The 24936-nt window shown below is 74.0% G+C and carries 17 protein-coding genes; 5 read left to right on the plus strand and 12 right to left on the minus strand.

The window, feature by feature from the left end; genetic code table 11:
* Window positions 1–71: 71 nt before the first annotated feature.
* A complete protein-coding gene (locus AB0D66_RS28990; protein ID WP_362309734.1) occupies window positions 72–278 on the plus strand; it encodes a hypothetical protein in 207 nt (68 codons plus the stop codon).
* A gap of 216 nt (window positions 279–494) precedes the next feature.
* Here the strand turns inward: AB0D66_RS28990 and AB0D66_RS28995 are convergent, their stop codons facing one another.
* The 6 genes from AB0D66_RS28995 to AB0D66_RS29020 all read right to left on the minus strand — a co-directional run bounded on the left by AB0D66_RS28995 (window position 495) and on the right by AB0D66_RS29020 (window position 6454).
* A complete protein-coding gene (locus tag AB0D66_RS28995) occupies window positions 495–1784 on the minus strand; it encodes a hypothetical protein (RefSeq protein ID WP_362309737.1) in 1290 nt (429 codons plus the stop codon).
* A gap of 84 nt (window positions 1785–1868) precedes the next feature.
* Window positions 1869–3179 carry an enoyl-[acyl-carrier-protein] reductase FabV gene (gene fabV / locus AB0D66_RS29000; protein ID WP_362309739.1) on the minus strand — a complete coding sequence of 437 codons (1311 nt, stop codon included), beginning with the start codon at window positions 3177–3179 and terminating at the stop codon, window positions 1869–1871.
* Between the two features lie 179 nt (window positions 3180–3358).
* Window positions 3359–4234, minus strand: a complete 876-nt coding sequence (locus AB0D66_RS29005; RefSeq protein ID WP_362309741.1) for a M15 family metallopeptidase — start codon at window positions 4232–4234, stop codon at window positions 3359–3361.
* Between the two features lie 55 nt (window positions 4235–4289).
* The gene (locus AB0D66_RS29010) at window positions 4290–5030 is read right to left on the minus strand and encodes a formyltransferase family protein (protein WP_362309744.1); all 741 of its coding nucleotides are present in this window, start codon (window positions 5028–5030) and stop codon (window positions 4290–4292) included.
* Entirely contained in the window at window positions 5027–5347 is a 321-nt protein-coding gene (locus tag AB0D66_RS29015) for a hypothetical protein (RefSeq protein WP_362309747.1), read from the minus strand. Before AB0D66_RS29015 ends, AB0D66_RS29010 begins: the two co-directional genes overlap by 4 nt.
* Window positions 5348–5569: 222 nt before the next feature.
* Window positions 5570–6454, minus strand: coding sequence for a DMT family transporter (locus tag AB0D66_RS29020; protein ID WP_362309750.1), 885 nt, complete (start codon window positions 6452–6454; stop codon window positions 5570–5572).
* A 334-nt stretch (window positions 6455–6788) separates the two neighbouring features.
* Here AB0D66_RS29020 and AB0D66_RS29025 point away from each other — a divergent pair, with 334 nt between their 5' ends.
* On the plus strand, window positions 6789–8189 hold the full coding sequence (locus AB0D66_RS29025; protein ID WP_362309753.1) for an MFS transporter: 1401 nt from the start codon (window positions 6789–6791) through the stop codon (window positions 8187–8189).
* Between the two features lie 83 nt (window positions 8190–8272).
* Here the strand turns inward: AB0D66_RS29025 and AB0D66_RS29030 are convergent, their stop codons facing one another.
* The 4 genes from AB0D66_RS29030 to AB0D66_RS29045 all read right to left on the minus strand — a co-directional run bounded on the left by AB0D66_RS29030 (window position 8273) and on the right by AB0D66_RS29045 (window position 12444).
* Window positions 8273–10549: a DPP IV N-terminal domain-containing protein gene (locus tag AB0D66_RS29030; protein WP_362309755.1), complete on the minus strand. Its 2277-nt coding sequence runs from the start codon at window positions 10547–10549 to the stop codon at window positions 8273–8275.
* A 33-nt stretch (window positions 10550–10582) separates the two neighbouring features.
* Window positions 10583–11248 carry a DUF4097 family beta strand repeat-containing protein gene (locus AB0D66_RS29035; RefSeq protein WP_362309758.1) on the minus strand — a complete coding sequence of 222 codons (666 nt, stop codon included), beginning with the start codon at window positions 11246–11248 and terminating at the stop codon, window positions 10583–10585.
* A gap of 207 nt (window positions 11249–11455) precedes the next feature.
* A complete protein-coding gene (locus AB0D66_RS29040) occupies window positions 11456–11950 on the minus strand; it encodes an acyl-CoA carboxylase epsilon subunit (protein WP_362309760.1) in 495 nt (164 codons plus the stop codon).
* Between the two features lie 311 nt (window positions 11951–12261).
* Window positions 12262–12444 (minus strand): DUF5302 domain-containing protein, encoded by a 183-nt coding sequence (locus AB0D66_RS29045; RefSeq protein WP_362309762.1) that lies wholly within the window; start codon window positions 12442–12444, stop codon window positions 12262–12264.
* A 347-nt stretch (window positions 12445–12791) separates the two neighbouring features.
* Between AB0D66_RS29045 and AB0D66_RS29050 the strand changes: the two genes are divergently transcribed.
* The 3 genes from AB0D66_RS29050 (at window position 12792) to AB0D66_RS29060 (ending at window position 16666) form a co-directional block, all read left to right on the plus strand.
* Complete coding sequence (locus tag AB0D66_RS29050; protein ID WP_362309765.1) at window positions 12792–13997, plus strand: cytochrome P450; 1206 nt, start codon at window positions 12792–12794, stop codon at window positions 13995–13997.
* Between the two features lie 37 nt (window positions 13998–14034).
* Window positions 14035–15054, plus strand: coding sequence for a 3-oxoacyl-[acyl-carrier-protein] synthase III C-terminal domain-containing protein (locus AB0D66_RS29055; RefSeq protein ID WP_362309768.1), 1020 nt, complete (start codon window positions 14035–14037; stop codon window positions 15052–15054).
* Between the two features lie 103 nt (window positions 15055–15157).
* Window positions 15158–16666, plus strand: coding sequence for an MFS transporter (locus tag AB0D66_RS29060; protein WP_362309772.1), 1509 nt, complete (start codon window positions 15158–15160; stop codon window positions 16664–16666).
* A 302-nt stretch (window positions 16667–16968) separates the two neighbouring features.
* Here the strand turns inward: AB0D66_RS29060 and AB0D66_RS29065 are convergent, their stop codons facing one another.
* A complete protein-coding gene (locus AB0D66_RS29065; protein WP_107489046.1) occupies window positions 16969–17151 on the minus strand; it encodes a DUF5302 domain-containing protein in 183 nt (60 codons plus the stop codon).
* 81 nt (window positions 17152–17232) lie between these two features.
* Window positions 17233–24936 (minus strand): SDR family NAD(P)-dependent oxidoreductase, encoded by a 7704-nt coding sequence (locus AB0D66_RS29070; protein WP_362309775.1) that lies wholly within the window; start codon window positions 24934–24936, stop codon window positions 17233–17235.

Consider the following 24936-nt stretch of genomic DNA (forward strand, 5'->3'; position numbering starts at 1 on the left):
CCGGCCGACAGGGCACGATCGGCCGACCCCGCGCACCCTCCGGTGCGAAAGCCCGGTGGTGCCTGGGGTGCGTGGCAGGTCCAGTGGTCGGGGTCGGGGACGCGGGGGGGCGGGCGCATGCGTGGGGGGCCGAGGGCGAGGCGATCCGCGCCGACTGGCTCGGCACCCCCGCCGGCGCCGGTGTCCCGATCGACGACGGGCCCCGGTCCCAGCCGCTGCTGTTCGCCGTCGCCCACGGGCAGGGCCGGCTGCTGCTGAGCTGGGCGTCGCCCCGGTGAGGTCGCCGTGGCGGCCGAGCGGGCCTCGACCTCGCGCTCGACGGCGGGTCGGGGGCGGGGACTTGAGCGTCACCCCGCGCACCGGGCCGTGCGGGGGCGCCGCGGCCCGGCCCGTCTCGGCGTGTCCGCCCGGGCGGCAAGGCGTGCTCGGTGAGGAGGTCTCGTAGTCGTGGTACTGGAAGCCGTGAGGCACGCCTGATCCGGTCGGCCCGGGGTTCAGGACGCCGTGGCGCCGGAGTGGTGGCTCAGGGCTTCGCGGAAGTCGGCGAGGGCGGGGCCGAAGGCCTGGGCGGCGGTGTGGAACGTCGATCGGTCGGTCAGGGCCCGGGCCAGTGCGGGGGCGCCGGCGGCCGGATCGTGCCGGGCCAGCCGGCGGGCCAGGTCCACGGCGGCGTCGAACAGGGGCCGGGCCCGCTCCGCGAACAGGTGGGTGCGTTGCTGCCAGTGGACGGCGGAGCGGACGGTGAGGCCCCGGTGCAGCCGGACCAGTTCTGCCAGGTGTCGGTCCGGATCCTCGGCGGCTCGCGGGGTGAGGGCTGCCACCTCCTCCCGCAGGGCCGTGCGGTCGGCGGTGTAGCGCCTTCTGCCGTCGCGTGACCACGGCAGGGGCGCCGCCCCCGTGGGCGTGCGCGGTCCCTCGGGCGCGGGCCGGTCGGCTTCAGCGCCGGCGAAGGAGAGCAGCACCGCCCAGTACTGCGCCTGGTATCCGCTCCACGACGTGCGCTCACCGGTGGCGGCCAGCTCCGTGAGCAGGGCGAGTGCCTCCTGTCGTACGGCGTCCGCCTGCCGGCCGCGGCCGCGGGCGTCGAGCATCTGGGCGTACCGGATGAGGGAGTAGAGGTGACAGGCCATCGGGCTGCGGTCGTCCGCGGCCTCGGCCGCTTGCATGCCGACGAGCTCCTCGAACGCGGCGAGTGCTTCTTCGGACCGGCCGGCGTCGTCGAGGGCGGCCGCCCACTCCAGCAGGGACCAGGCGAGCTCGCCGGATCGGGGCCCGCGGGGCAGGACCGCCGCGACCCACTCGGTCAGGGCGTCGGCCGCCTCCGCGTACCGGCCCGCTTCGGACAGGCCCGCGGCCCACTCGCGCAGTCCCGGGACCGCGGGGTTTCCGGACACGGCGGCCTGCGCGCGGCCGATGGCGAGCATCTCGGCGCGCAGGGCGAGCCCTTCGGCGTGGCGGCCGTGCTCGTACAGCTCTCCCTGGCAGGTGTCGAGTGCGTCGTACAGCACCTCCGCACGGGAGGGTTCGGCCGGGTCGATGGCCCGCGCCGCGGCCACCGCCTCCTCGGACAGGGCGACGCAGTCCGCGTGCTTCCTGCCGGTGGTGACGTCGTAGCACAGGCCTCGCAGCGCCCTGGCCAGGAGCGGCAGGTACGCGGCGGGGCTGACCCGGGCGAGCACCCGGTACGCGTCGACCTGGTCGCGCGGCGTGGGGTGGGTGCCTGCGAGGAGCAGGGTCCGCGCCCGCAGGATGTCGTCCTGATCGATCTTCTCCGAGTGGCTCATGGCGGAGATTCTGGGCGCCGGGGAGAAGGCCGAACAAGGCCGTCGGGCTGTGCCGTTGGTCCTACGAAAACGGCCTCTGACCTGTCATGATGAGTGTGTCGTCACCTCCAGGCCGGCACGGGCGGGCCACGGGACGGTGGTTTCGGCGGGGGTCTCGTAGTCGACGCCGGGGACGTGCCAGCCGTAGAGGCGGCCGACCTGCTCGCGGAACCAGTCGGTGTCCGCGGCGGCGGCGATGGTGTCGGTGTCGGCCCGGTCCCACGCGGTGCGCACTGCCGCCTGCACCTCGGGGTTCATCTCCCAGTCGTCCAGGCGGATGCGGCCCTGGTCGTCCACGTCGGGTGCGGTGTCACCGGTGAGCTGGTTCCACAGGGTCGCCGCCTGGTCGACGGGGGTCTGCCAGCTGTCTCCGGTGACGCGGTGGAGGATGCTGGTGTAGAGGGCGATGCTCGGGATGGCGGTGGAGGCCTGGGTGACGGCCGCGCCGGCGACGACGGTGTGGGCGTGGCCCGTGTCCCCCAGCCGGGTGTCGAGGGCGCGGGCGGTGTCTTCCAGGTGCTGCTTGGCGGCGCCGATGGTTCCGGCCCGGTAGACGGGGGCGGTGATCTCGGATCCGACGTACGAGAGGGCCACGGTCCGGAAGCCGTCGGCGAGCAGGTCCCTGGACTGCAGGGCGTCGATCCACAGCTGCCAGTCGGCGCCGCCCATGACCTGCACGGTCGCCTCGCGCTCGGCCTCGTCCGCGGCCGGCAGGTGCAACTCGCCGATCTGCGGGGCGTTGTCGTCGAAGACGAGGGTTTTGGCGCGGTAGTCGGTGCCGAGCGGCTTGATGACGGAGTGGTGGACCGCGCCGGTCAGCGGGTCGGTGCGGCGCGGGGCCGCGATGCTGTAGACGAGCAGGTCGATCGTGCCGAAGCGGGCGGCGAGCAGGTCGGCGGCCTCGTCCTTGATGCCGTCGGAGAAGGCGTCGCCGTTGAGGAAGGCGAAGTCGGCGCCGGCCTCGGCGGCGAGTTCGGCGGTCCGCGCGGTGCGGTACCAGCCTGCGCCGGCGGTGCGGCGCTCGGTCTCGGGTGCCTCGAAGGCGATGCCGAGCCCGCGCATCCGGTGGGTGCGCAGGCCGACCAGGGTGGCTGCCAGTCCGTAGCCGGCGCTGGATCCGATGACGAGGGCGACGGGCCCGGGCCCCTCCCCGGCCCGGGCCGGATCCGGTGTCTGCTGCCACATCTGGTCGACCACTGCCGTGCAGCCGGCCGGATGGCTGTTGACGTACAGGTAGCCGCGGTTGCCGGGCTTGATCTGGCGGAGGCTCACTCGTGGGTCCTTCGGGTGGGGGATCGTGGTCGTCGCGGCGGTGAGCGGGTCCACGCAGCGCCGGATCTCATCGGGGCTGCTCACATCCTCGGGGAGCGCGGCTCGGCCCGGTGATGGTGATCTTCGCCAGAAGTGGCCGCGGATTCTTGTCGGAGTACGGGCCCCCGGACCCGCGGACGGTCGGGGCGGCACGGCGGCTCTTCCTGGCGGCCTGAACCCCTTCAGGCGCGCGGGTTCAACCGCGCGGGTTCAGGCGCGCGGGTTCAACCGCGCGGGCGGGGGTTGGGTTTCGACACCGGGAAGTCGAAGTAGGTGGCCGGGAAGGGTTCGTCGCGCAGGGTGTAGTGCCACCACTCCTCCGGCAGGTTCTTGAAGCCCGCGGATTCGAGGGTGCTCTTCAGGAGCAGGCGGTTGGCCTTCTGTTCGCCCTGGATACGGGGGTCGAGGGTGTGGGAGAGGGTGTCGAAGCAGTCGTAGCCGGTGCCCATGTCCACGGAGTCGTCCGGGGCGCGGTCCGCCTGCGGGGCGTAGCAGGGGGTGAGCGGGCGGTCCGGGTCGTGGGGCGGGGCGGGGCGGGCGGGGAGCTTCACCAGGGTCAGGTCGACGGTGCTGCCCCGGCTGTGGCCGGAGCGCTCGGCGATGTAGCCGTCTTCGAACAGCCGGTTCTTGTCGACCCGCGGGTAGAACTCGCCCTTCATGGCCTGGTCGTCGAGGTCCTTGGCCCAGGTGACGAAGTGGTCGACGGCGCGCTGCGGCCGGTAGCAGTCGTAGACCTTGAGGGTGTAGCCCTGGCGCAGCAGGGTGCGCTGGGCGCGGTGCAGGGCGCGGGCCGCCGGTCGGGTGAGGACGCAGGTCGGCTGGAGGTAGCCGTTGATCGGCTCGCCGACGAAGTTGTTCGGGGTGTGGTAGCGGATCTCCTGGCGGATGGTGGGGTCGACGTCGCCGAGTGCGACGAACTCCTTGGGCGGCTTGGGCGGCCCGGATGGCCCGGATGGCTTGGGCGGCTCGGATGGCCCGGATGGCTTGGGTGCTGTTGCGGGGGTGGTGGCGGGGGCGGGCTGGGGTGCGGCGGCGGACACGGCTGCGACGAGGGCAGCGGACAGGGCTGCCGCGCGTGCGGTGCGCGAGAGGACGGACATCCCCCCATTGAGCCCGCCGCCGAAGGGCCTTGGCCAGTCGACTTTCGGTGGGGCTTCAGGGCCGGGGGCTGTTGGGGGTGGGTGGGGACAGTCGGAGCACCGCGCGGTTGACCTCGGGGGCGTGGGGGGCGAAGGGGCCGAGGTCGGTGGCGCGTGCGTAGGCCGGGTGGTCGCGGTAGGCGGGGAGGCAGTCCAGGGCGCGCAGGCCGTAGTACCCGGAGGGCTCCGGGGGGTGGGTGGGGTGGGTGGGGTGGGTGGGGTGGGCCGGGTGGGCCGGGTGGGCGGTACCGGCGGCCACGGACGGGAGGATCTGCTCGAACAGGGTGCGGCAGGCGCGGATGCCCCGGAGCATCACCTGGTGGTAGCGGTCATCGGGCCCTATGGGGAAGCGGAGTTCGGCCAGGACCGGGCCGGTGTCGATGCCGGCGTCCACCTCGTGGGCGGTTGCCCCGTACTCCGGGTCGCCGTGCAGCAGGGCGAACAGGACGGCCACGGAGGGCAGGCCGCGGTGCCGGGGCAGCAGGCCGTTGTGGATGTTGACGATGCGCAGTCCCTCGGCCCGGAGCAGGGGCTCGCGGAAGATCTGCCGGTTGTTGAGGGACCAGACGATGCCGTCGGTGCAGGCCCGGGCCAGCGTGGCGGCGTGGGCGTTGACGTCCGCCGCCGCGAGGTGGGGCGCGCGGGCGGCCGCGGCGTCCAGTGCGTCGGCGGAGCAGACCATGTCGACCGGGTGGCCGTGGGTGGCCGCGTGGGTGACGGCGCGGCGGAGCAGGGCTCCCTCTCCTACGAAGATCATGCGGCGGCCTCCTCGCGGGCGGCGTCGGTCAGGTGGGCGCAGAGCTGGGCGAGCGTCAGGTTCCGTACGACGCGTTCGAGACGGGCGGTGAAGCGTGGCGGCGGCCAGGGCCAGCCCCAACGAGTCTTGCCGGCCGCCGGTTCGGGGTCGTACACGCGTCGCTCGGCGATGCCGGTGATCCTCTCGATGTCCACCTCCCCCAACCCCGGCACCTGGGCGGCGAGTCGGGAGGTGGTCTGGACCGCTGCCGGCAGGCAGACGCCCAGCGCCTCTATTCGGCTGTACGCGGTCGGGGCGGTCGCTGCGGTGGTGCTCATGCGTGTCGCTCTCCGTGGCGGGCCGCCCGGGGCATGGGAGTGCCGGGGCGGTGGTTGACAGAGGGATGCAAGGGGTGTCCGGGTAGTAACGGACAGCGAAGTTACCGTAGCGTACGGAGATACCGCCGGGCCGTCAGAGAGCCGCAAACCTGGAACATCCGGTCGAATACCGGCCACCCGCCGCCCCTGCGACACCAGGGGGAACCGGGGCCCCCGCCCCTCTCAGCGGCGCCCGCCCGGATCGAAAACCTGTCCGGAACCACCCGGTCCGGCGGCGGGGCGCCGCGGAGCGGGGCGTCTGCGGGAGATGGCCACTCCGGCGAGGCAGACCGCGCCGCCGAGGAGGGTCAGCGGGGCCGGTACCTCGTCCAGGGCCGGCCAGGCGATGAGGATGACGAGGGCGGGGACCGCGTAGGTGGTCGCGCCCATCTTTCCCGCGGTGGTCCTGGAGAGGGCGTACGTCCAGGTGGTGAAGGCCAGCGCGGTCGGGAAGAGGCCCAGGTAGACCATGTTGAGGGTGGCGGTCAGCGGCGCCCGGGGAAGCTCGGTCAGCAGCTGCCAGGCGAAGGGGAGGGTGACGGCCGTGCCGACGAAGCAGCCGTACGTGGTCACCTGGAGCGGAGTCGCGTACGTCAGGGCCGGCTTCTGCGCGACGACCCCGGCGCCGTAGGCGAGCGCGGCGAGCAGGCAGAGCAGGACCCCGCCGAGGGAGGCGGAGGTGCCGTCGGAGGTGGACAGGCCCACCACGACGGCTCCGGCGAAGGAGACGGCCATGCCGGCGAGCAGCATCGGCGGGAAGCCCTCCTTCAGCAGCCATCCGCTGAGCAGCGCGATCACGAGGGGGCCGATGTTCACGACCATGGCCGCGGTGCCGGCGTCCACGCCCTGCTCGCCCCAGTTCAGCGCCACCATGTAGAGCCCGAACCAGAGCACTCCGGAGGTGAGGATGCCGGGCCAGGCCTGCCGCGGCGGGAGCGGGACCCGCTTGACGGCCAGGACGGCCGCGAGGGCGAGGGAGGCCGTGAGCAGGCGTCCCAGCGCGAGCGCTCCGGGGGCGTAGTGCGGGGCGGCCGCGCGGATGGAGACGAACGCGGAGGCCCAGAGCACGACCGTGACGGCCGCGGCGGCGAGGGCCCGGCGGTCGAGCCCGTGCGGGTCGGTGCGCGGATGGCCGGTGCGCGGGGGGCCGGGGGCTGGGGGGTCGGGGGCTGGGGGGGTCGGTGGGTGTGGGGTCGGTGGGTGTGGGGTCGGTGGGTGTGGGGTCGGTGGGTGGGGGGCCGTCCTTGTGATCCATACGCGCAACGTACTCACGGCCCCTCCGGCTGCCCACGCGTTTTCGGGGCGCGCGGCGGACGGGAGGCCTCCGGCCCCGCTCAGCGGGATCTCCAGGGAGCGGCGGGAGAGTGTCGGGAATCTGTTTGCCGTGCTCAGGAGGCTGGCCATGTCCGCGCCCGTGCTCGAACCGCGCGTGGCGGCACCGCCCGCGCCCAAGACCCGCCGGCCGCGGCCGGCGCTCGCCCTCGTCGTCATCGCCTCGTGCAACGCGATGATCCAGCTCGACGACGCCATCGTGAACATCGCCCTGCCCGGCATGCGCGCCGATCTCGGGCTGTCGGACGTCGGTTCATCGTGGGTGCTGAACGCCTACCTGCTCGCCTTCGGCGGTCTGCTGCTGCTCGGCGGCAGGGCCGGCGACATCCTCGGGCGGCGGCGGGTGTTCCTCACCGGCGTGGCCCTGTTCACGGCGGCGGCCGCCGTGCGCGGGCTCGCGTCGAGTGTCGAACTGCTCACCGTGATCCGGGTGGTGCAGGGCATCGGGGCGGCGCTGGCCGCGCCGAGCGGACTCGCCCTGGTGCTGAGCATGTTCGAGGAGGGGGCGCCGCGCAAGCGCGCGATCGCCGTGTGCACCGCGGCCGGGGCGGTCAGTACGGCCGGCGGCCTGCTGCTGGCCGGGACGCTGTCCAGCCTGAGTTCCTGGCGCTGGGAACTGCTGCTGAACGTGCCGCTCGGCGTGCTGATCCTGGTGCTCGGGCCGGTGGCGATCACGGAGACGCGCCGCAACCCGGGCCGGTTCGACGTGGCGGGCGCGCTGCTGTCGGCGGTGGGCGCGGCCGCGCTGGTCTACGGGCTGGCGCGGGCGGCCGAGCAGGGCCTGGGCGATGTGCGGGCGCTGGTGTGCGTGGCGGGCGCCGCGGTGCTCTTCTCGGTGTTCGCGGGGGTCGAGCGGCGGGCGGCGCATCCGATCGTCTCGCTTCACCTGTTCCGGTCCCGCAACCGGGTCCTCGCGTACGTGGGGACGCTGGCCGTGCCGGGTTCGATCATGGGTGCGTACTTCTTCCTGAACCGGTACTTCCAGCAGGAGGCGGGCTACGGCCCGCTGGGCGCCGCGGTCGCGCTCACGCCGCTCGCGGCGACGATGGCGGTGATGGCGTGGGCGGCCGTACGGCTGGAGCGGCAGCTCGGGCCGCGCTATCTGATGGCGGGCGGCGCCGCCCTGCTGCTCACCGGCAACCTGTGGCTGTCGCAGCTCGGGCCGGGCTCCTCGTACGCGGGCGGGATCCTGCCGCCGCTGCTCCTGCTGGGTGCGGGCATGGCGTGCTGTGTGATCCCGCCGACGGTGCTGGCGACGTCCGGGCTGCGGCGCGGGGACGCCGGCGCGGCCTCCAGCATGCTCAACGCCGTGCAGACGCTGGGCGGTTCGCTGGGCCTGGCGATGCTGGTGGCGGTGGCCTCGCGGTCGGGGATGTCCCTGGGCTTCACGGCGGGCGCGGTGTGCGCGGGTGTCGCGCTGCTGGCCGCGCTGCTGATCCGGCCGGGTGCGGACTCCGGGGCGGGGGCCTGACGGCTCCCCGCCCCATGCGCCGCGGGGCCCGGCCGGGAGGCCGGGCCCCGCGGCGTGCGCGTTCGCGGGTGCGGGGCGCGTGCTCAGGCGAACATCTCGGCGAGCAGTTCGGGGCCGATGGCGATGGGGGCGGGGCGGTGGCCGGGGGGCGGGGTGCCCGTCAGCTCGCGCACCAGGAAGTCCCAGCAGCGCCCGCGGACGTAGGCCAGGCAGTCGATGAAGGTGTGCTCGGCGCCGGGCACGATGAGCAGTTCGACGTCCTTGCCCGCGGCGATGAGCCGGTCGGCCAGCCGCAGCGTGTGCTGCGGGTGCACCTGGTCGTCCATCTCGCCGTGGACGAGCAGCAGTCTGCCCGCCAGCCGGTCCGCGAGGTCCGCGTTGGAGGTGCGGGCCCAGGCCTCCGGGTTGTCCGCGCCGTCGTAGGCCTCCACGAAGCCGAGGTTGAAGAAGCGGGCGTCGTGCGAGCCGGAGAGGGCGACCCCCGCCTTGTACACGTCGGGGAAGTCCAGCATGGCCCGGGCGGCGGCGAACCCGCCGCCGGAGTGGCCGAACGCGCCCACCCGGTCCAGGTCCATCCACGGCCGGGTGCCGGCCAGCTGCCGCAGCGCCGCGACGTGGTCGGCCAGGCAGCCCGCGTCGGCCAGGCGCCCGTAGGAGGCGTCGTGGAAGGACTTGCTCCGCCCGGGGGTGCCCCGCCCGTCCAGCGCCACCACCACGAAGCCCAGGGCTGCGAGGGGTTCGGCGTCGAGGCCCATGCCGCCGGGGTCGAAGCCGGGGGCGACGCGGTTGACCTGGGGGCCGGGGTAGAGGCTGTCGACGACCGGGTAGTGCTGGGCGGGGTCGAATCCGCGCGGCCGGTACAGCACTCCGTAGAGGTCCGTCACGCCGTCGGCGGCCTTGACGCGGAAGCGTTCCGGCGGGGTCCAGCCGATGGCGGTGAGCCTGCCGATGTCGGCGCGTTCCAGTTCGACGAGCACCCGCCCGTCCCAGTCGCGGACGCGGGTCACGGGCGGGGTGTCGACGGTGGACGCGGAGTCGATGAAGTAGTCGCCGCCGGGCGGCAGGGTGACGACGTGGTCCAGCTCGTCGTCCGTGAGCCGGGTGAAGCCGGAGCCGTCCAGGGCGGTCCGGCACACCGTGCGCCGGTAGGGGTCCTCGTCGACCAGCCCGGAGGCGGTGAAGTACACCACCCGCCGCGCCTCGTCGACGCGCAGGATCCGGTGCACCGCCCACGGCCCGGAGGTGACCTGCCCGAGCAGCGCGCCGGTGTGCAGGTCGTACCGGTACAGGTGGCCCCAGCCGTCGCGCTGCGAGTACCACAGCACTTCGTCGGCCAGCACCCGTACGAGCGGCTCCTCGTACATCGACTGGTGGGGCTCGACGCGGGTGGCCGCGGTCTCGCCGAGCACCGCGGTGACCTCGCCGGTGGCCGGGTCGAGCCGGTACAGGGTGAGCGTGCGCAGGTCCCGGGGCCGGCCGAGGTAGTAGACCGCCGAGCCGTCCGGGGCCCACCACGCCCACTTGGCCGTGATCGGCGACAGTTGGGGCATGAGCAGCGGCTCGGCCTGGGCGCGGACCACCGTGCCGGCGGCCACGTCCAGTACGACCAGCTCGGCCAGCGGCATGTGCGCGTCCCCGGCGTAGGCGTAGCGCTGGGTGTGCAGGCGGGGGGCGCCGCCGTCGGCGGGCCGGGCCTCCACGAGGTGGGTCAGGCGGACGTCGCGCTCGTCGGTCCGGTGCGCCAGCACCTTCGTCGAGTCGGGCGACCAGGCGACCGCGGGCGGCAGGTGGGGCAGGCCGATCTTGCGGAGCAGGGTGGCGTTGGCCGTGCAGTCCGGGCCGGTGCCGTACTGGTGGCCGGGGGCGCCGTCGGTGGTCAGCGCCCACGCGCGGCCGTCGGCCGGCGAGCGCGCCCACAGGTCGTGCCCCCGGCGGGAGACGGCGGTCTTCCCGTCGGGTGAGGGCACCTCCAGGGGGTTGCCCGGCGGGGTGAACTCGGCCGGCTCGCAGGCGTAGCCGTCCAGGCGGCAGCGCCAGTACCCGCCGAACGCCGCGAACTCGACGGCGTCGCCGACCAGTTCGACGGCGGTGAACGGCAGGGCGCCGGGGTCGACCCGCTGTCCGGAGGCGGCGGCCAGCGCGGCGGCGAGCCGGGTGTGGTCGAAGGCGGGCTCGCGGGTGCCCGCCGCCGGGTCGACCCGTACGAACCGGCTGCCGGAGCCGTTGCCCACCGCGTACCGGAAACGGGCGCCTCCGTCGGTCCACTGCGGCCTGACCTTGTCGCCCGTGACGAGCTCGCCGGGGCGGGCGGACCGGCGCAGGAGCTGCTCGGCGGCCTGGTAGTCCTCGGTGGTGGTCATTCCCGTTCCCCTTCCTCGGTGTCGGCCGGGCCCTCAGAGGCTGCGGGCGGTGATGTCGCCGTGGGCGGTGGTGGCGTGGATGGCCAGGTCGGCGGCGCCGTCGGTGTTCTTGAGCGCGTTGCTGATGCGGCCGAGGGAGGTGCCGGCGTCGAGGGAGGCGCTGACTCCGCGGGCGGCGCCGACCGACACGTCGCCGGCCTGGGTGCGCAGGACGACCGTGCCGCGCACGGCCTCGTCGATCCGGATGTCGCCGTGTGCGGTGCTGATCTCGGCGGGGCCGCCCAGGCGGCCGACCGAGACGTCGCCGGCGAGGAGGGTGAGGCGGGCGCTCGCGGTCTCGTCGAGCTTGACCGCGCCCTCGGCGCTCTCGAAGGTGACGTCGCCGAGCCGTCCGACGCCCCGGAGTTCGGCGCCGGCGGCCTTCGCCTCGACGCGGGAGCCGGCGGGCAGCCGGACGGTCACCTCGACGGCTCCGGAGGCGCCCAGGAGCTGGTTCTTCGCCGGGGTGGTGATCCGCAGGACGCCGTCGGCGTAGGCGACCTCGGTCTGCTCCGCGGCCTTCACGTCGCGGCCCTTGGAGGCGTCCGCCGGCAGGATCTCGACGGTGGTGTCGGCCCGGTCGGCCGCGATGAGGCGGATGCGGCCCGCGGGGATGTCGAGGACGGCGGAGACGGGGGCGGGGGTGTCGAACTTCTGCATGATGCTCTCCTGACTGCGTGTTTGTTTCTTACGAGAGAAACGCTACGTAGCCTTTCTGAACGTGGCAACATATTCGTTGCGTTTGGAGAGCATTAGTGCAGGTCAACAGCCTCTTATCGTTGCAATCATCTATGCTTTCAACGCAACGTCAGATGCCTGTTCGTTGCATTGGCCTGCCAGTGAACGCTACGTCGACAGCCGGGGCCGCTACGAGGCCCAGGCGCCCGGGGCGCGGAACGGCGGGCAGGGCGGGGACGGGAGGGTGCGGGTCCGCGCGGCGGAGGGTGCGGACTGCCGGGCGTCGCGGCGCCCCCGCAGGCGGGCCGCGAGGAGCACGGCGAGGGCCGCGATCTCCTCGGCGGTGGGGTTGCCGCGGGCGATGCGGATCGAGGCCATGGCGAGGGCCAGCGAGTCGTCCTCCCCGGCGGCCGCCACGGAAGGAGCGGCGCCCGCGGGGGCGTTCGCGCGGTCCGTCCGGTCCGCGGCCTCGGTGCGGTCCGCGGCCTCGACTCGGGCCGCGGCCTCGACTCGGGCCGCGGGCTCGACTCGGGCCGCGGCCGCGCTGCGGTCCGCGCCGCCCGGACGAGCCGCGCCGTCCGTACGGCGTGCGTCCGCCGCGCCCGCGGCCGCGGGGCGCTGCCCGGCAGGGGTGCCGCGCACCGCCGGGGCGGTCAGCAGCGGACGTTCCTCGACGATGCTCATGGGGAGCCCCTTTCGACACGGTGGCACCAAAGCGCCTGGTGCCGGACACTCCAGGATCGTTGCGGGCGCTACAGCCGGGCTCGGGTTCCGCACGGGAATGCGTACGGAATGACTCACAGACGACTTCGATCATGGCCGGAACTGGTCGTTCCGGCCACCATTCACCAGCGAAATCCAAGCGAAATGCGAGCCATACTCAAGCAGAATTCCAGTGGATATTGCGGACGCATCTACAGGCGCACCAAAAAGGCCGCCGCGGTCCATTCCAGTGGAATGGACCGCGGCGGCCCCTGGGGGTGAGCCCGGCGGAGTCAGCCGGTCTTCCTGCGGAAATACCGCTTCTGACCGGATGAACCGCTCATGTTCTTCACCTTCATACGGCCCTCTTCATGAGCCGTGCGGGCGCGCGATGCGTTGGACTTGCGCTCCAGTGCAGCGCGGAACTTGTCCTTGGCATCTTCTGCAACGCCAGCGTCGAACGACTTGTCAGTCATACGTACCTCCTGCAATCAATCGACAGAAAAAGTCTGGCACAGAACCACTGGAATGACGACCCCGCATTACCAATCCCAGGCAATGGAATTCGCCATTTGCCGGCCAGGCGGAGTCAAGGAGCAGACGGTCCTTCGCGGCGGGCGGCTCGGCCTGCCCGGCGGGCTCGGCGGACGGCGCCTCCGGCGCGGCCTGAGGGGTCTTCGAGGCGGGCAGGAGCGGGCCGGGGAGGGCGACGGGGGCGAAGACGCCGACCCGGCGGCGCCGCTCAAGGCCGGCTCGAGCGCGTGTCCAGGGCTCGCCGCGAAGCTGGAGGGGCCTCCGAGATGCCAGAGAGATGGAGTAGCACGTGCGCAACACCCTGTGCCAGCCCGTCAAGCTGCCCACGGAGCGGCCCTCACCTCTCGACCCGCCCCTCGCACTGGGGGTGTTCCGGGAGCGGGACCCCGTCACCCCGATGCTGTTCCCGGACGGGCACAGGGGCTGGCTGGTCACCAGCCACTCCCTGGTGCGGTCCGTCCTCGCCGACCAGAGGTTCAGCGCACGGCAGGAACTGCACCACCACGCCGCCTTCGACCACCCGTTCGGCACGGAGCGGATCACACCCGCGGAGCCCGGCCAGTTCATCGGTATGGACCCACCGGAGCACACCCGCTACCGCAAGCTCCTCACCAAGCACTTCACGGCGCGACGGATCAGGGAACTGGCGCCCCGGATCGAGGAGATCGTCGAGCAGCGGCTGGACGCGCTGGAGGCGGCGGGGCGCGGAGCCGACCTCGTCGCCGAGTTCGCCGTCCCGATCCCGACGCTGCTGATCTGCGAGATCCTCGGCGTGCCGTACGCCGAGCAGGACATGTTCCGTCACGACGTGGCCACCTTCTTCCGGCTGGACTCCACGCAGGAGGAGACCCACGGCGCGTACGCCGGCATGCTCGCCTACCTCGGCGGGCTCGTGCCGCGCAGACGCGCGGCGCCAGGGGCGGACCTGATCAGCGGCCTGATCGAAGGGAACGAGCTCTCCGACCAGGAGATCGCGACCGTGGCGCTGGTGGTGCTGATCGCCGGCCACGAGACCACGGCGAGCATGCTCGGACTCGGCGTCTACACCCTGCTGAGCCATCCGGACCAGTGGGACCGGCTGAGGGCCGACCCGGACCTCCTCGACGGCGCCGTCGAGGAACTGCTGCGGTACCTCCCGCTCTTCCGGGCGGGGCTGATGCGGACCGCGCTGACCGACGTCGACCTGGGCGGCGTCCGGATCTCGGCCGGTGAGTGCCTCGTGCTCTCCCTGTCGGCCGCGAACCGCGATCCGCGGCGCTTCGACGGCGACCCGGAGCAGTTCGACCCCGGGCGGAAGCCGGGCGGCCAGCTGTCGTTCGGGCACGGCGTGCACCAGTGCCTCGGACACCATCTCGCACGGGTCGAGCTGCGGATCGCGTACGCCGGCCTGCTGCGCCGGTTCCCGCGCCTGCGGATGGCTGTTCCGGCCGAGGAGATACCCCTGTGCACCGACATGGCCATCTACGGCGTGCACCGGCTGCCGGTCACCTGGTAGCGGCACGGCCCGGAGGGGCCCCAGACAAGGAGAACACATGAGCTTCGGCCTGATGGCGCTCGGCTACGAACTCGGCGACGAGGTACCGGTGCTGGACGTCGCCGCCGAGTACACCGAGGACATCGAGCGGGTCCGCACCTACGCGAGCCGCTACATGCACCGGTGTCCCGAAGGGGTGGGTCTGACGGACCTGTCGTACCGGGCCGTACGGAAGGCGCTGGACGCCGCCGGCACGGACGCCGGCGACATCGACCTGCTGGTCCTCGCGGTCACCGACATCACCGAGTACCTGTACTGGGACGCGGCGGCGAGCCTCCTGCACCGGCTCGGCGCCGACGGCGCGGAGGCGGTCCTGCTGACCCAGGCGTGCTCGTCGGGCGTCGCCGCGTTCGACCTGGTCGCCGGGAAGTTCGCCACCCATCCCGAGTACCGGACGGCCGTGGTGGTCGCGGCCAGCCGCGTCGCCGAGCCCTACTGGAACCGGCTGGAGACGGGGGCGGGCTGCTTCTCGGACGGTGCGGTCGCGGCGGTCGCCCGCCGCGGTCACGACCGGCTGCGCTGGCGCGCGAGCGACATCACCACGGACGGCACCTACGCCGACTTCTTCCGCCTCGACGCGGGAGGCGCGGCGGCCCCCTTCGGGACGCCCGGCGCGGCGGGCGGCGCACCGAGAGTACGGGGCATCGCAGAGGTGAAGGAGTACTTCGGCGACGACCACGAGAAGATCTCCGCCTTCGGCACCCACTCCCGCAACCAGTACCGGCTCGTCGTGGAACGCGCCTGCAAGCGGGCCGATGTCGATTTCACCGACCTGGCCCGGCTCAACCTGCCCTTCGACAACCAGCCGGCGATGGCAGGGCTCGTCGCGGCCCTGGACTTCCCCGCGGAGCGCACCAACCTGCCGCTCGCCGAGGACTACGGGCACCTCGGTGCCGCCGACCCGCTGTTCGCCCTGGCCCGGGACGTCGAGGACAACGCCCTCCGGCAGGGCGACCACGTCGCCCTGGCCGCCGTCGGACGCGGCATGAGCTGGGCGAGCGCCGTCTTCGAGGTGTGAACCCGACTTGCCGCCGCCCTCGGGCGGCGGCACGGCGGCAGCTCCGCGCGGCAGGTCCGGCGGGACGGCCCCACCCCCCACCCTTCTCCCAGGAGCTGATCACGTGACAGACACAGCACAGTCCGGACGCGCGCGATGGGTCGCCCTGGGCGTACTCGGCACCGCCTCATTCCTCGACGGCCTCGACGCCAACATCGTCACCGTCGCCCTGCCCAGCATCCAGCGGGACATGGAGATCGGCTTCGCCTCCGCTCAGTGGACCATGGCCGGCTATGCCCTCGCCTTCGCCATGTTCCTGATCACCGGAGGGCGCCTCGGTGACATCTTCGGGGCCAAACGGGTCTTCATGACCGGTGTCGCCCTGTTCACCGTGGCGTCCGCCCTGTGCGGTCTGGCCGTCTCCCCGGGCATGCTGGTCGCCGGCCGCTTCATGCAGGGGTTCATGGCCGCCCTCATGCTTCCCCAGGTCATGGCCGTCATCGTCAGGACGTTCGACCGCAAGGAGTGGGCCCTGGCCGCCGGTCTGGTGGGCGGTCTGCTCAGCCTCGGCAGCATCGGGGGACCGCTGCTGGGCGGTCTGCTCACCGACCTCGACCTGATGGGCCTCGGCTGGCGGACGGTGTTCTTCGTCAACGTCCCGATCGGGATTCTCGCGCTGATCCTCGGAGCCCGGTCGCTGCCCTCCTTCCGCGCCGACGAGCGCCCGCAGCTCGACATGCCCGGCGTGGTCCTGCTGACCGCGGCCTCCCTGGGCCTGATGTTCCCGCTCGTCCAGGGCCGCGAACAGGGCTGGCCCGCCTGGATGTTCGTGCTGTTGGCCGCCTCGGTGCCGCTGTTCCTCGCGTTCGTGGTCCACGAGCGCAGGAGGCAGGCGAAGAACGGCTCCGCTCTGGTGTCCCCCGCCCTGTTCCGCCACCGCTCCTTCTCCGCCGGCCTGGTCGTGACCCTGCTCGCGTTCACCGGCATCAGCTCGTTCTCCTTCGTGCTCACCTACCACCTCCAGTTCGGTCTGGGCTGGTCGGTGGGCGACACGGCACTCGCCATCGCGGCGTGGCCGCTGGGCATCGTCGCCACGTTCCAGCTCGGCTGGCGCTTCGGGGCCACCCGGGGACGCCTGTTCGTGGCGGCGGGCGCCCTCATCATGGCGCTGAGCTCCCTGGCCGCGATCGGCGTCGTGCACACCCAGGGCGCCGGACTGACGTGGCAGTACGTGGCCGGCACGGCCTTCCTCATGGGACTGGGCATGGGGTTGAGCACGCCCATCCTCGCCACGGCCGTGCTCGGTGACCTGCCCCCCAAGGACGCGGGCGCCGGGTCCGGCGTGGTCAACGCCGCCACCCAGTTCGGTGCCGCGATCGGCATCGCGGTCGTCGGGGCCGTCCTCTTCGGGCTCGTGGACCCGGACCTCGCGGGGACGGCCGCGGCGCGAGCCGCCGACTTCAGCTCCGCCGTCTCCGTCACCCTCTGGTACAACGTCGCCGCGTTCCTGCTGACCGCGGCCCTCGCCCCGCTGCTGCCCCGCAGCAAGCCGGCGGACGCGGAGGCCGGGCCCGCCGGGAAGACCGAGCGGACGGACCTCACCGCCGACGGTCTCGTGCCCGACCCGGCATGACCGGCCCGGCCGGGCAGAAGCGGTACTTCCGGCGCAAGACCGGGTGACACCCTGCTTTCCCGCCGCGCTGCCGAGGCTGCCGCGGACCTCCCCCCAGGAGGCCCGCGGCAGCCTTTTCCCTTTGCGCCCGGCGCCGTCGCACGGCGTACGGCGCACGGACCACGGCGCACCGGGATTCCGGCTCCAGTAGAGGCGCACCAAGCAGAATTCCAGTGGATATCGCGGGCAAACCACAAGGGCCGCCGCGGTCCATCCAGTGGAATGGACCGCGGCGGCCCCTGGGGGGGGTGAGCAGGACCGGATCAGCCGGTCTTCCTGCGGAAGTACCGCTTCTGGCCGGACGAACCGCTCATGTTCTTCACCTTCATCCGGCCCTCTTCGTGAGCCGTGCGGGCGCGCGATGCGTTGGACTTGCGCTCCAGAGCAGCGCGGAACTTCTCCTTGGCATCTTCTGCAACGCCACCGTCGAACGACTTGTCAGTCATACATACCTCCTGCAATCAATCCCGGCGAGCGGGGGTGGGGGGACCCGGGGGCCGGCCCGGGGGGAGGCCGGCCCTCGGGGGTCAGATGCCGCCGAGGACGGCGTCCAGGGCCGCGTCCATCTCGTCGTCGGTCAGTTCCTGGGCGGTCTGCAAGGCGTCGGCCGGGGCCTCGGCCGTGGCGGTGGCGGGTGCGGCCAGTTCCAGCAGCCGGTCCAGCAGGCCGCTCTGGCGCAGCCGTTCGGCGCCGATCCGGGCCACCGCCCACTGGGCGGCCTGGGCCGGGTCCTGCGGCGGGGTGTCGGAGGCGGCCGCGGTCTGCGGTGCGCCGCCGGCGCCGTCGAAGGAGAGCTTGCCGTGCAGGTATCCGGCGATGGCGCGCGGCGTGGGGTAGTCGAAGGCGAGCGTGTTGGGCACGGCCACCTGCGTGTGGCGGGCGAGGCGGTTCTTGAGCTCGACGGCCATCAGGGAGTCCCAGCCGAACTCCCGCATGGGCTTGTCGAGCGGGACGCTGCCGGACAGGCCGAGGACCGCGGTCACCTCCTGCTGGACGAACTTGCGCAGTTCCGCCTCGCGTTCCTCGCCGGGCAGCGCGGCCAGCCGGTCCCGGAAGGCCGAACCGCGCTCGGCGGCCTCCTTGGCCTTCCTGGGCTGCGTACGGACCAGGGCCCGCAGCAGGGCCGGCGGGCGCGCCCCGGAGTCGTCGGAGGCGAGGCGGGCCGTGTCGAGCTTGAGCGGCACCAGGTGCGGTTCGGGGCGGGCCAGGGCCGCGTCGAAGAGGGCGAGGCCCTCGGCGGCGGTGAGGGCCTGGGCGCCCTGGCGGCGCATCCGGGCGAGTTCCGCCTCGCCGAGCTGCGCGGTCATTCCGGCGCCGCCCTGCGCCCACAGGCCCCAGGCGAGGCTGGTGGCGGGCAGGCCGAGCTTGTGCCGGTGGGCGGCGAGGGCGTCCAGGAAGGCGTTCGCGGCGCCGTAGTTGGACTGGCCCGGCGAGCCGAGGGTGCCGGCGACCGAGGAGAACAGGACGAAGGCGGCCAGGTCGAGCTCGCGGGTGAGCTCGTGCAGGTGCCGGGCTCCCGCCAGCTTGGGGGCGAGGACGCGGGCGAACCGCTCGGGCGTCTGGTTGTGCACGACGCCGTCGTCGATCACGGCCGCGAGGTGCACCACGCCCGTCAGCGGGCGCTCGCCGCCGGCCTCGGCGAGCAGGCCGGCCACCGCGTCGCGGTCCGAGACGTCGCAGGCCAGGATGCGCACGCCGGCCGCGCCGGCGGCTTCGAGTTCGGCCACCAGGTCCTGCGCGCCGGGGGCGGCCATGCCCTGGCGGGAGGTCAGGACGAGGTGGCGGACTCCGTGTTCGGCGACCAGGTGCGCGGCCAGGTCGCGGCCGAGCTCGCCGGTGCCGCCGGTGAGCAGGACCACGCCTTCCGGGTCGAGGGTCCGGCCGGTGGTCAGGACCAGCTTGCCGGTGTGGCGGCCCTGCGCCATGTGGCGGAAGGCCGCGGGGGCCTCCCGTACGTCGTAGGCGAGGTAGGGCAGCGGAATGATCACCCGGTCGGCGAGCAGGGCGGACAGCTCGGTGAGCATGCGGTGCAGGTGCTCGGGCTCCAGCGACATCAGGTCGAAGGCGCTGTAGGCGACGCCCGGGTGGGCGGCGGCGACGGCGGCGGCTTCGCGGATGTCGGTCTTGCCCATCTCCAGGAAGCGGCCGCCGTGCGGCAGCAGCCGCAGCGAGGCGTCGGTGAACTCCCCGGCGAGGGAGTTCAGCACGGCGTCGAAGCCGGCGCCGCCGGTGGCGGTCAGCCACCGCTGCTCGAAGGCGGTGTCGCGGGAGGAGGCGATGCGCTCGTCGGGCAGTCCGAGGGCGCGCAGCGCGTCCCACTTGGGGTGGCTGGCCGTTCCGTAGACCTCGGCGCCCAGGTGGTGGGCGAGCTGCACGGCGGCCATGCCGACGCCGCCGGCGGCGGCGTGGACGAGGAGCTTCTCGCCGGGGCGCAGCGCTCCGAGGTCGGTGAGGGCGTAGTACGCGGTGAGGAAGGCGAGCGGGATCGTCGCGCCCTCCTCGAAGGTGAGGGTGTCGGGCAGCTCGGCCATCAGGCGGCCGTCGCCGCGGACCTCGGTGCCGAAGGCGCCGAGCGCGAGGCCCATGGCCCGGTCGCCCGGCCGCAGGTGGGTGACGGCGGATCCGGTCTCGAGGACGGTGCCGGCGAACTCCAGGCCCAGCTTGGGCGTGGCGACCATGCCGAGCGCGTTGAGGACGTCGCGGAAGTTCATGCCCGCGGCGCGGACGGCGACGCGTACCTCGTGGGGGCCGAGCGGGCCGGCCGGCGGGACGGCGACGAGTTCGAGGCTGTCGATGCTGCCCTTCTCGCGGATGTCCAGGTGCCAGGGTCCGTCGCCGGCGGGCGGGGTGAGGGCCTCGCCGCCGTGGGCGGCCGCGGCGCGGGTGGTGCGCACGAGCCGCGGGGCGAACAGGGCGCCGCCGCGCAGGGCCAGTTCGGGCTCGTCGCCGGTCGCGAGGGCGGCGGCGAGGACCTCCCGGTCGGGGGTGGCGGTATCGAGGTCGACCAGGCGCAGGGTGCGGTCGGGGACCTCGCCGCGGACGGCCCGCACCAGGCCCCACAGCGGGGCGTGGGCGAGGTCGGACACGGTGTCCTCGGGGCGGGCCGCGACGGCGTCGCGGGTGATCCACACCAGCTCGGATTCCGCGGTCTTCTCGGTGAGCAGGTGCTGTACGAGGTCCAGCGCGGCCAGGGTGGCCGGCTCGGCGGCGTCGGCCGGACCGGTGGTGGTCGCGTCGATGACGATGCGCTCGGGGGCGGGCCCGTCGGCGAGCAGCGGCTCGGGGCCCGCCGACCAGGTGGCGCCGAGGGTCTCGGCGAGGGCTCCGGTGCCGCCGATCACCAGGGTGGTCGCGGGCTGCGGGGCGGCCTGGGCGGGCTCGGCCACCGGCTGGAAGTCGACGCGGTAGAGGTGGTCGCCCTCGGAGCGGGTGACCTTCAGCTGCTCGGCGGAGGCCTGCCGGATCTGGAGCGCGCCCGACAGGACGGGCTCGCCGGTGGCGTCGGTGACCAGGACGCTCGCGCCGATGCCGGCGGCCGCGGACCGCGCGTCGCCCGCGGGCTCCCGCGGGTCCAGGGCGATGCGGACGCGCAGTTCGGTGCTGTCCGTGGCGTACAGGGTGACGTCGGTCCAGGCGAAGGGGAGCAGCACGGTGCCCTCGGGCTGCTCGGATCCGGGGGTGACGCCGGCCAGGACGTGCAGGGCCGCGTCCAGGAGCGCGGGGTGCACTCCGTGGCCGTCGACGCCCTGGCGCAGCGGCTCGGGCAGGGTGACGTGGCCGTAGGCGACGTCGCCCTGGCGGGCGAGGGCGGTCAGGCCGCGGAAGGCGGGGCCGTAGGCGAGGCCCTCGCCGCCGAGCTGCTCGTAGAAGCCGTCGAGTGCGATCGGCTCGGCTCCCGGGACGGGCCAGTGGGCCAGTTCGGCGAGCCCCTCGGGGGTTTCGGCGGCGGGGTCGTCGGCGAGTTCGCCGGAGGCGTGCAGGGTCCAGGCGGCCGGGTCGGCGGAGGCCTCCGGCTGGCTGTGGACGGCGATCTTCCGCCGTCCTTCGGGATCCGGGGCGCCGACCTTGACCTGGAGCCGCAACGGTTCGCCGGTGGCGAGGACGAGCGGCTGGGCGAGGGTGAGTTCGGCGACCCGCTCGGAGCCGACGGCCCGGGCGGCGGCCAGTGCGAGGTCGAGCAGGCCGGTGCCGGGCACGAGGACGCTGCCGAAGACGGCGTGGTCGGCCAGCCAGGGGTGGTCGGCGAGCGAGAGCCGGCCGGAGAGCAGCTGGCCCTCGCCGTCGGCGAGCGTCAGGACGGCGGCGAGCCAGGGGTGCCCGGCCGGTACGAGACCGGTGTCGCGGGCGCCGCGGGCGCTGCCGCGGGCCGGCTCGAGCCAGAAGCGCTCGCGCTGGAAGGCGTACGTGGGCAGGCCGGCGGCCAGTTCGGCCGCGCGGGCCGGGGCGGGCCGGTCGGTGAACACCTGCTCCCAGTCGGGTTCCTGGCCGCTGACGTGCAGCGCGCCGAGGGCCTCGATGAGGGCGCGGACCTCGTCCGGGGCCTGGTCGGGGTCCTTGGGGGCGCGCTGGGAGGCGGTGAACACGGCGGGTTCGGCGACGCAGTTGGCGCCCATGGCGGCCAGGACGGCGGCGGGGCCGCATTCGAGGTGGCGGCCGATGCCGTCGGCCTCGAGGGTCCCTACGGCGTCGAGGAAGCGCACGGCGTCGCGGACCTGCCGTACCCAGTAGGCGGCGGAGCGCAGGCCTTCGCCCGGCGCCAGGTCCGGGCCCATCCGGGTGCCGGTGACCGTGGAGACGACCGGGATCCGCGGGGCCGCGAAGACGATGCCCTCGGCCACCTCCCGGTAGGCGTCGAGCATGGCGTCCATGTGCGGGGAGTGGAAGGCGTGCGAGACCGTCAGGCGGCGGGTGCGGCGGCCGTGTTCGGTGAACCAGCCGGTGACGTCGGCCACGGCGGCCTCGTCGCCGCTGACGACGGTCTGCGCGGGCCCGTTGATGCCGGCGATCGAGATGCGCTGGGCGGCGCCCGCCCGCACTTCGAGGGTGTCGAGGGCCTCGATGACCTCGGCCTCCGAGGCCTCCACTGAGGCCATGGCTCCGCCGCGCTCGCAGGCCTGCATCAGGCGGCCGCGGGCGGCGACCAGGCGGGCCGCGTCGTCCAGGGTGAGGACTCCGGCGACGTGGGCGGCGGCGAGTTCGCCGATGGAGTGGCCGGCGACCGCGGCGGGGCGCACGCCCCAGGCCTCCCACTGGCGGAAGAGCGCGGTCTCGACGGCGAACAGGGCGGGCTGGGCGTACTCGGTCTCGTGGACGAGTGCGGAGCCGCCGAGGACGAGCGCGGCCAGCGGCTGGTCCAGGTGCGGGTCGAGCGCGGCGCAGACCGCGTCGAAGGCCTGCCGGAACACCGGCAGGGCGGCGTGCAGGGCACGGCCCATGCCGGGGCGCTGGCTGCCCTGGCCGGTGAACAGTACGGCGAGGGGGCCGTCGGCGGCGGTGCCTTCGGCGGCGCCCGCGGGGGTGCGGCCGTCGGCGAGGGCGCGCAGCGCGGTGACCGCTTCGCCGGTGCCGGTCACGGTGAGGGCGGCGCGGTGCTCGAAGTGCGTGCGGTGGCGGGCCGCCGTGTACGCGAGCTCGGCCACCGGGACCTCGGGCCGGCCCTCGAGCCAGTCGGCCCAGCGGGCGGCCTGGCTGCGCAGGGCGGCCTCGTCGCGGCCGGAGAGGACCAGGGGAAGGGGCGGCTGGGGCGAGGGGAGCGCCTGGGCCGGCTCGGGCGACTGGGCGGCCTGGGCCGCCTCGGGCGACTGGGGCGACTGGGGTGTCTGGGTCGGCTCGGGCGACTGGGTCGGCTCGGGCGACTGAGGCGACTGGCGCGTCTGGGTCGGCTCGGTCGCTTGGGTCGCTTGGGTCGCTATGGACGGTTCCGTCGCTTCGGTCGCTTCGGTCGCTCCGGTCGCTGTGGTCGCTCCGATTGCTCCGATCGCTGTGGTCGCTGTGGTCGCTGTGGCCGGGCCGGTCGCGCCGGGCGCCGCGGCGGACGGGGCCGGGGCCGGGGCCGGAGCGGCGGCCGGGGGCTCTTCGAGGACGACGTGGGCGTTCGTACCGCTCAGGCCGAAGGAGGAGACGCCCGCGCGGCGGGTGCGCGCGGCTTCCCGGGCCCAGGGGCGGGCGTCCCGGAGGAGTTCCAGGCCGCTGCCGTCCCAGGCGATGTGCGGGCTGGGCTCGTCGACGTAGAGGGTCTTGGGCAGGGTCTCGTGCTGGAGGGCGAGGATCATCTTCATGACGCCCGCGACACCGGCGGCGGCCTGCGCGTGCCCGATGTTGGACTTGGAGGAGCCCAGGTAGACGGGCCGGTCCTCGTCCCGGTCCGGGCCGAAGACCTCGGCCAGCGCACCGGCTTCGATCGGGTCGCCGAGCGGGGTGCCGGTGCCGTGCGCCTCGACGGCGTCGATGTCGGCGGGGGTCAGCCGGGCCGCTTCCAGGGCGTCGAGGATGACGCGCTGCTGAGCCGGGCCGTTCGGGGCGGTGAGGCCCTGGCTGCGGCCGTCCTGGTTGACGGCGGAGCCGCGGATCACGGCCAGGACGCGGTCGCCGTCGCGCTCGGCGGCCGACAGCCGCTTGAGGACGAGGATGCCGACGCCGTCGGACCAGCCCGCGCCGTCCGCCAGGGCGGAGAAGGACTTGCAGCGGCCGTCGGGGGCCATGCCCTTGAGGCGGGAGAACTCCACGAACAGCCGGGGCGTGCTCATGACGGTGACGCCGCCCACGAGGGCGAGTTCGCACTCGCCCTGGCGCAGGGCGCTCGCGGCGAGGTGGAGGGAGACGAGGGAGGAGGAGCAGGCCGTGTCGACGGTGACGGCCGGGCCCTGGAGGCCCAGCGCGTACGAGACGCGGCCGGAGACCACGCTGGAGGCGTTGCCCGTGCTCACGTACCCGTCGAAGGCGTCGAGCTCGCGGCCCTGCTCGCCGTAGTCGGAGCTCATGGCGCCGAGGTAGACGCCGGTGCGGCTCTCGCTGAGCGAGCCGGGACGGATGCCGGCCCGCTCCAGGGCCTCCCAGGCGGTCTCCAGGACGAGGCGCTGCTGCGGGTCCATGGACAGGGCCTCGCGCTGCGAGATGCCGAAGAAGGCGGCGTCGAAGTCGGCGGCGGCCTCGATGAAGCCGCCCTCGTGGGCGTAGCTCTTGCCGACGGCCTCCGGGTCGGGGTCGTAGACGCCGAGGCTGTCCCAGCGCGAGGGCAGTTCGCCGATCGCGTCGCCGCCCGAGACGAGCAGGTTCCAGTAGGCCTCGGGGGTGTCGATGCCGCCGGGGAGGCGGCAGGCCATCGACACGACCGCGATCGGGTCGTCGGCCGCCGGGGCGGTCGCGGTGTGGCGGAGCGCGTTGGCCTTCGCCTTGGGCTTGCCGGTGGTCAGGTCCAGCTTGTCGAGGAGCAGGCCGGCGATGGCGGTGGGCGTCGGGTAGTCGAAGGCGAGGGTGGAGGGCAGCGTGACCCCGGTCTCGGACGACAGGCGGCGGCGCAGCTCGACCGCCATCAGGGAGTCGATGCCGAGCTCCTTGAGGACCTGCTGCGCACCGATACCGTCGGCGGTCGCGATGCCGAGGACCACGGCGGCCTCGCGCTGCACCAGCCGGATCAGCGAGGTGAGCCGCTCGGCCTCGGGCTGCGCGGCCAGCTGGTCGCGCAGGCCCGAGGGGGCGCTCGCCGCGCTGCCGACGCGCTTCTTCGGCGCGCGGACGAGGGCCCGCAGCAGGGCGGGCAGTTCGTCGGGGCGTCGTTGCAGGGTGACCAGGTCGAGCTTGACCGGGACGAGGTGCGGGTGCGCGGAGCCGAGGGCGGTGTCGAGGGCCGCGAGGCCCTGCTGCTCGGTGAGCGCCCCGATGCCCATGCGGCGCATGCGGCCGAGTTCGGCCTGGCCGAGGGTGGCGGTGAGGCCCTGTCCGGCCTGCTGCCACAGGCCCCAGGACAGGCTCGTCGCGGGGAGTCCGTTGGCCCGGCGGTGGGCGGCGAGGGCGTCCAGGAAGGTGTTCGCGGCCGCGTAGTTGCTCTGACCCGCGCCGCCGAGCACGCCGGCGGCGGAGGAGAACAGCACGAACGCCGCCAGGTCCAGACCCTGCGTCAGCTCGTGCAGGTGAACGGCGGCTTCGGCCTTGGGCTGCCAGACCCGGGCCAGACGCTCCGCGTCCTGCGAGACCAGCAGACCGTCGTCGAGCACGGCAGCCAGGTGGAACAC

This window comes from Streptomyces sp. NPDC048270 (genome assembly GCF_040652335.1).
Taxonomy (GTDB): domain Bacteria; phylum Actinomycetota; class Actinomycetes; order Streptomycetales; family Streptomycetaceae; genus Streptomyces.

Bases quoted from the DNA above. Each gene is read 5' to 3' on its own strand.
- AB0D66_RS28995 (WP_362309737.1), bottom strand. From the start codon at position 1,784: ATGAGCCACTCGGAGAAGATCGATCAGGACGACATCCTGCGGGCGCGG.
- AB0D66_RS29005 (WP_362309741.1), bottom strand. From the start codon at position 4,234: ATGTCCGTCCTCTCGCGCACCGCACGCGCGGCAGCCCTGTCCGCTGCC.
- AB0D66_RS29010 (WP_362309744.1), bottom strand. From the start codon at position 5,030: ATGATCTTCGTAGGAGAGGGAGCCCTGCTCCGCCGCGCCGTCACCCAC.
- AB0D66_RS29015 (WP_362309747.1), bottom strand. From the start codon at position 5,347: ATGAGCACCACCGCAGCGACCGCCCCGACCGCGTACAGCCGAATAGAG.
- AB0D66_RS29025 (WP_362309753.1), top strand. From the start codon at position 6,789: ATGTCCGCGCCCGTGCTCGAACCGCGCGTGGCGGCACCGCCCGCGCCC.
- AB0D66_RS29030 (WP_362309755.1), bottom strand. From the start codon at position 10,549: ATGACCACCACCGAGGACTACCAGGCCGCCGAGCAGCTCCTGCGCCGG.
- AB0D66_RS29035 (WP_362309758.1), bottom strand. From the start codon at position 11,248: ATGCAGAAGTTCGACACCCCCGCCCCCGTCTCCGCCGTCCTCGACATC.
- AB0D66_RS29040 (WP_362309760.1), bottom strand. From the start codon at position 11,950: ATGAGCATCGTCGAGGAACGTCCGCTGCTGACCGCCCCGGCGGTGCGC.
- AB0D66_RS29045 (WP_362309762.1), bottom strand. From the start codon at position 12,444: ATGACTGACAAGTCGTTCGACGCTGGCGTTGCAGAAGATGCCAAGGAC.
- AB0D66_RS29055 (WP_362309768.1), top strand. From the start codon at position 14,035: ATGAGCTTCGGCCTGATGGCGCTCGGCTACGAACTCGGCGACGAGGTA.
- AB0D66_RS29065 (WP_107489046.1), bottom strand. From the start codon at position 17,151: ATGACTGACAAGTCGTTCGACGGTGGCGTTGCAGAAGATGCCAAGGAG.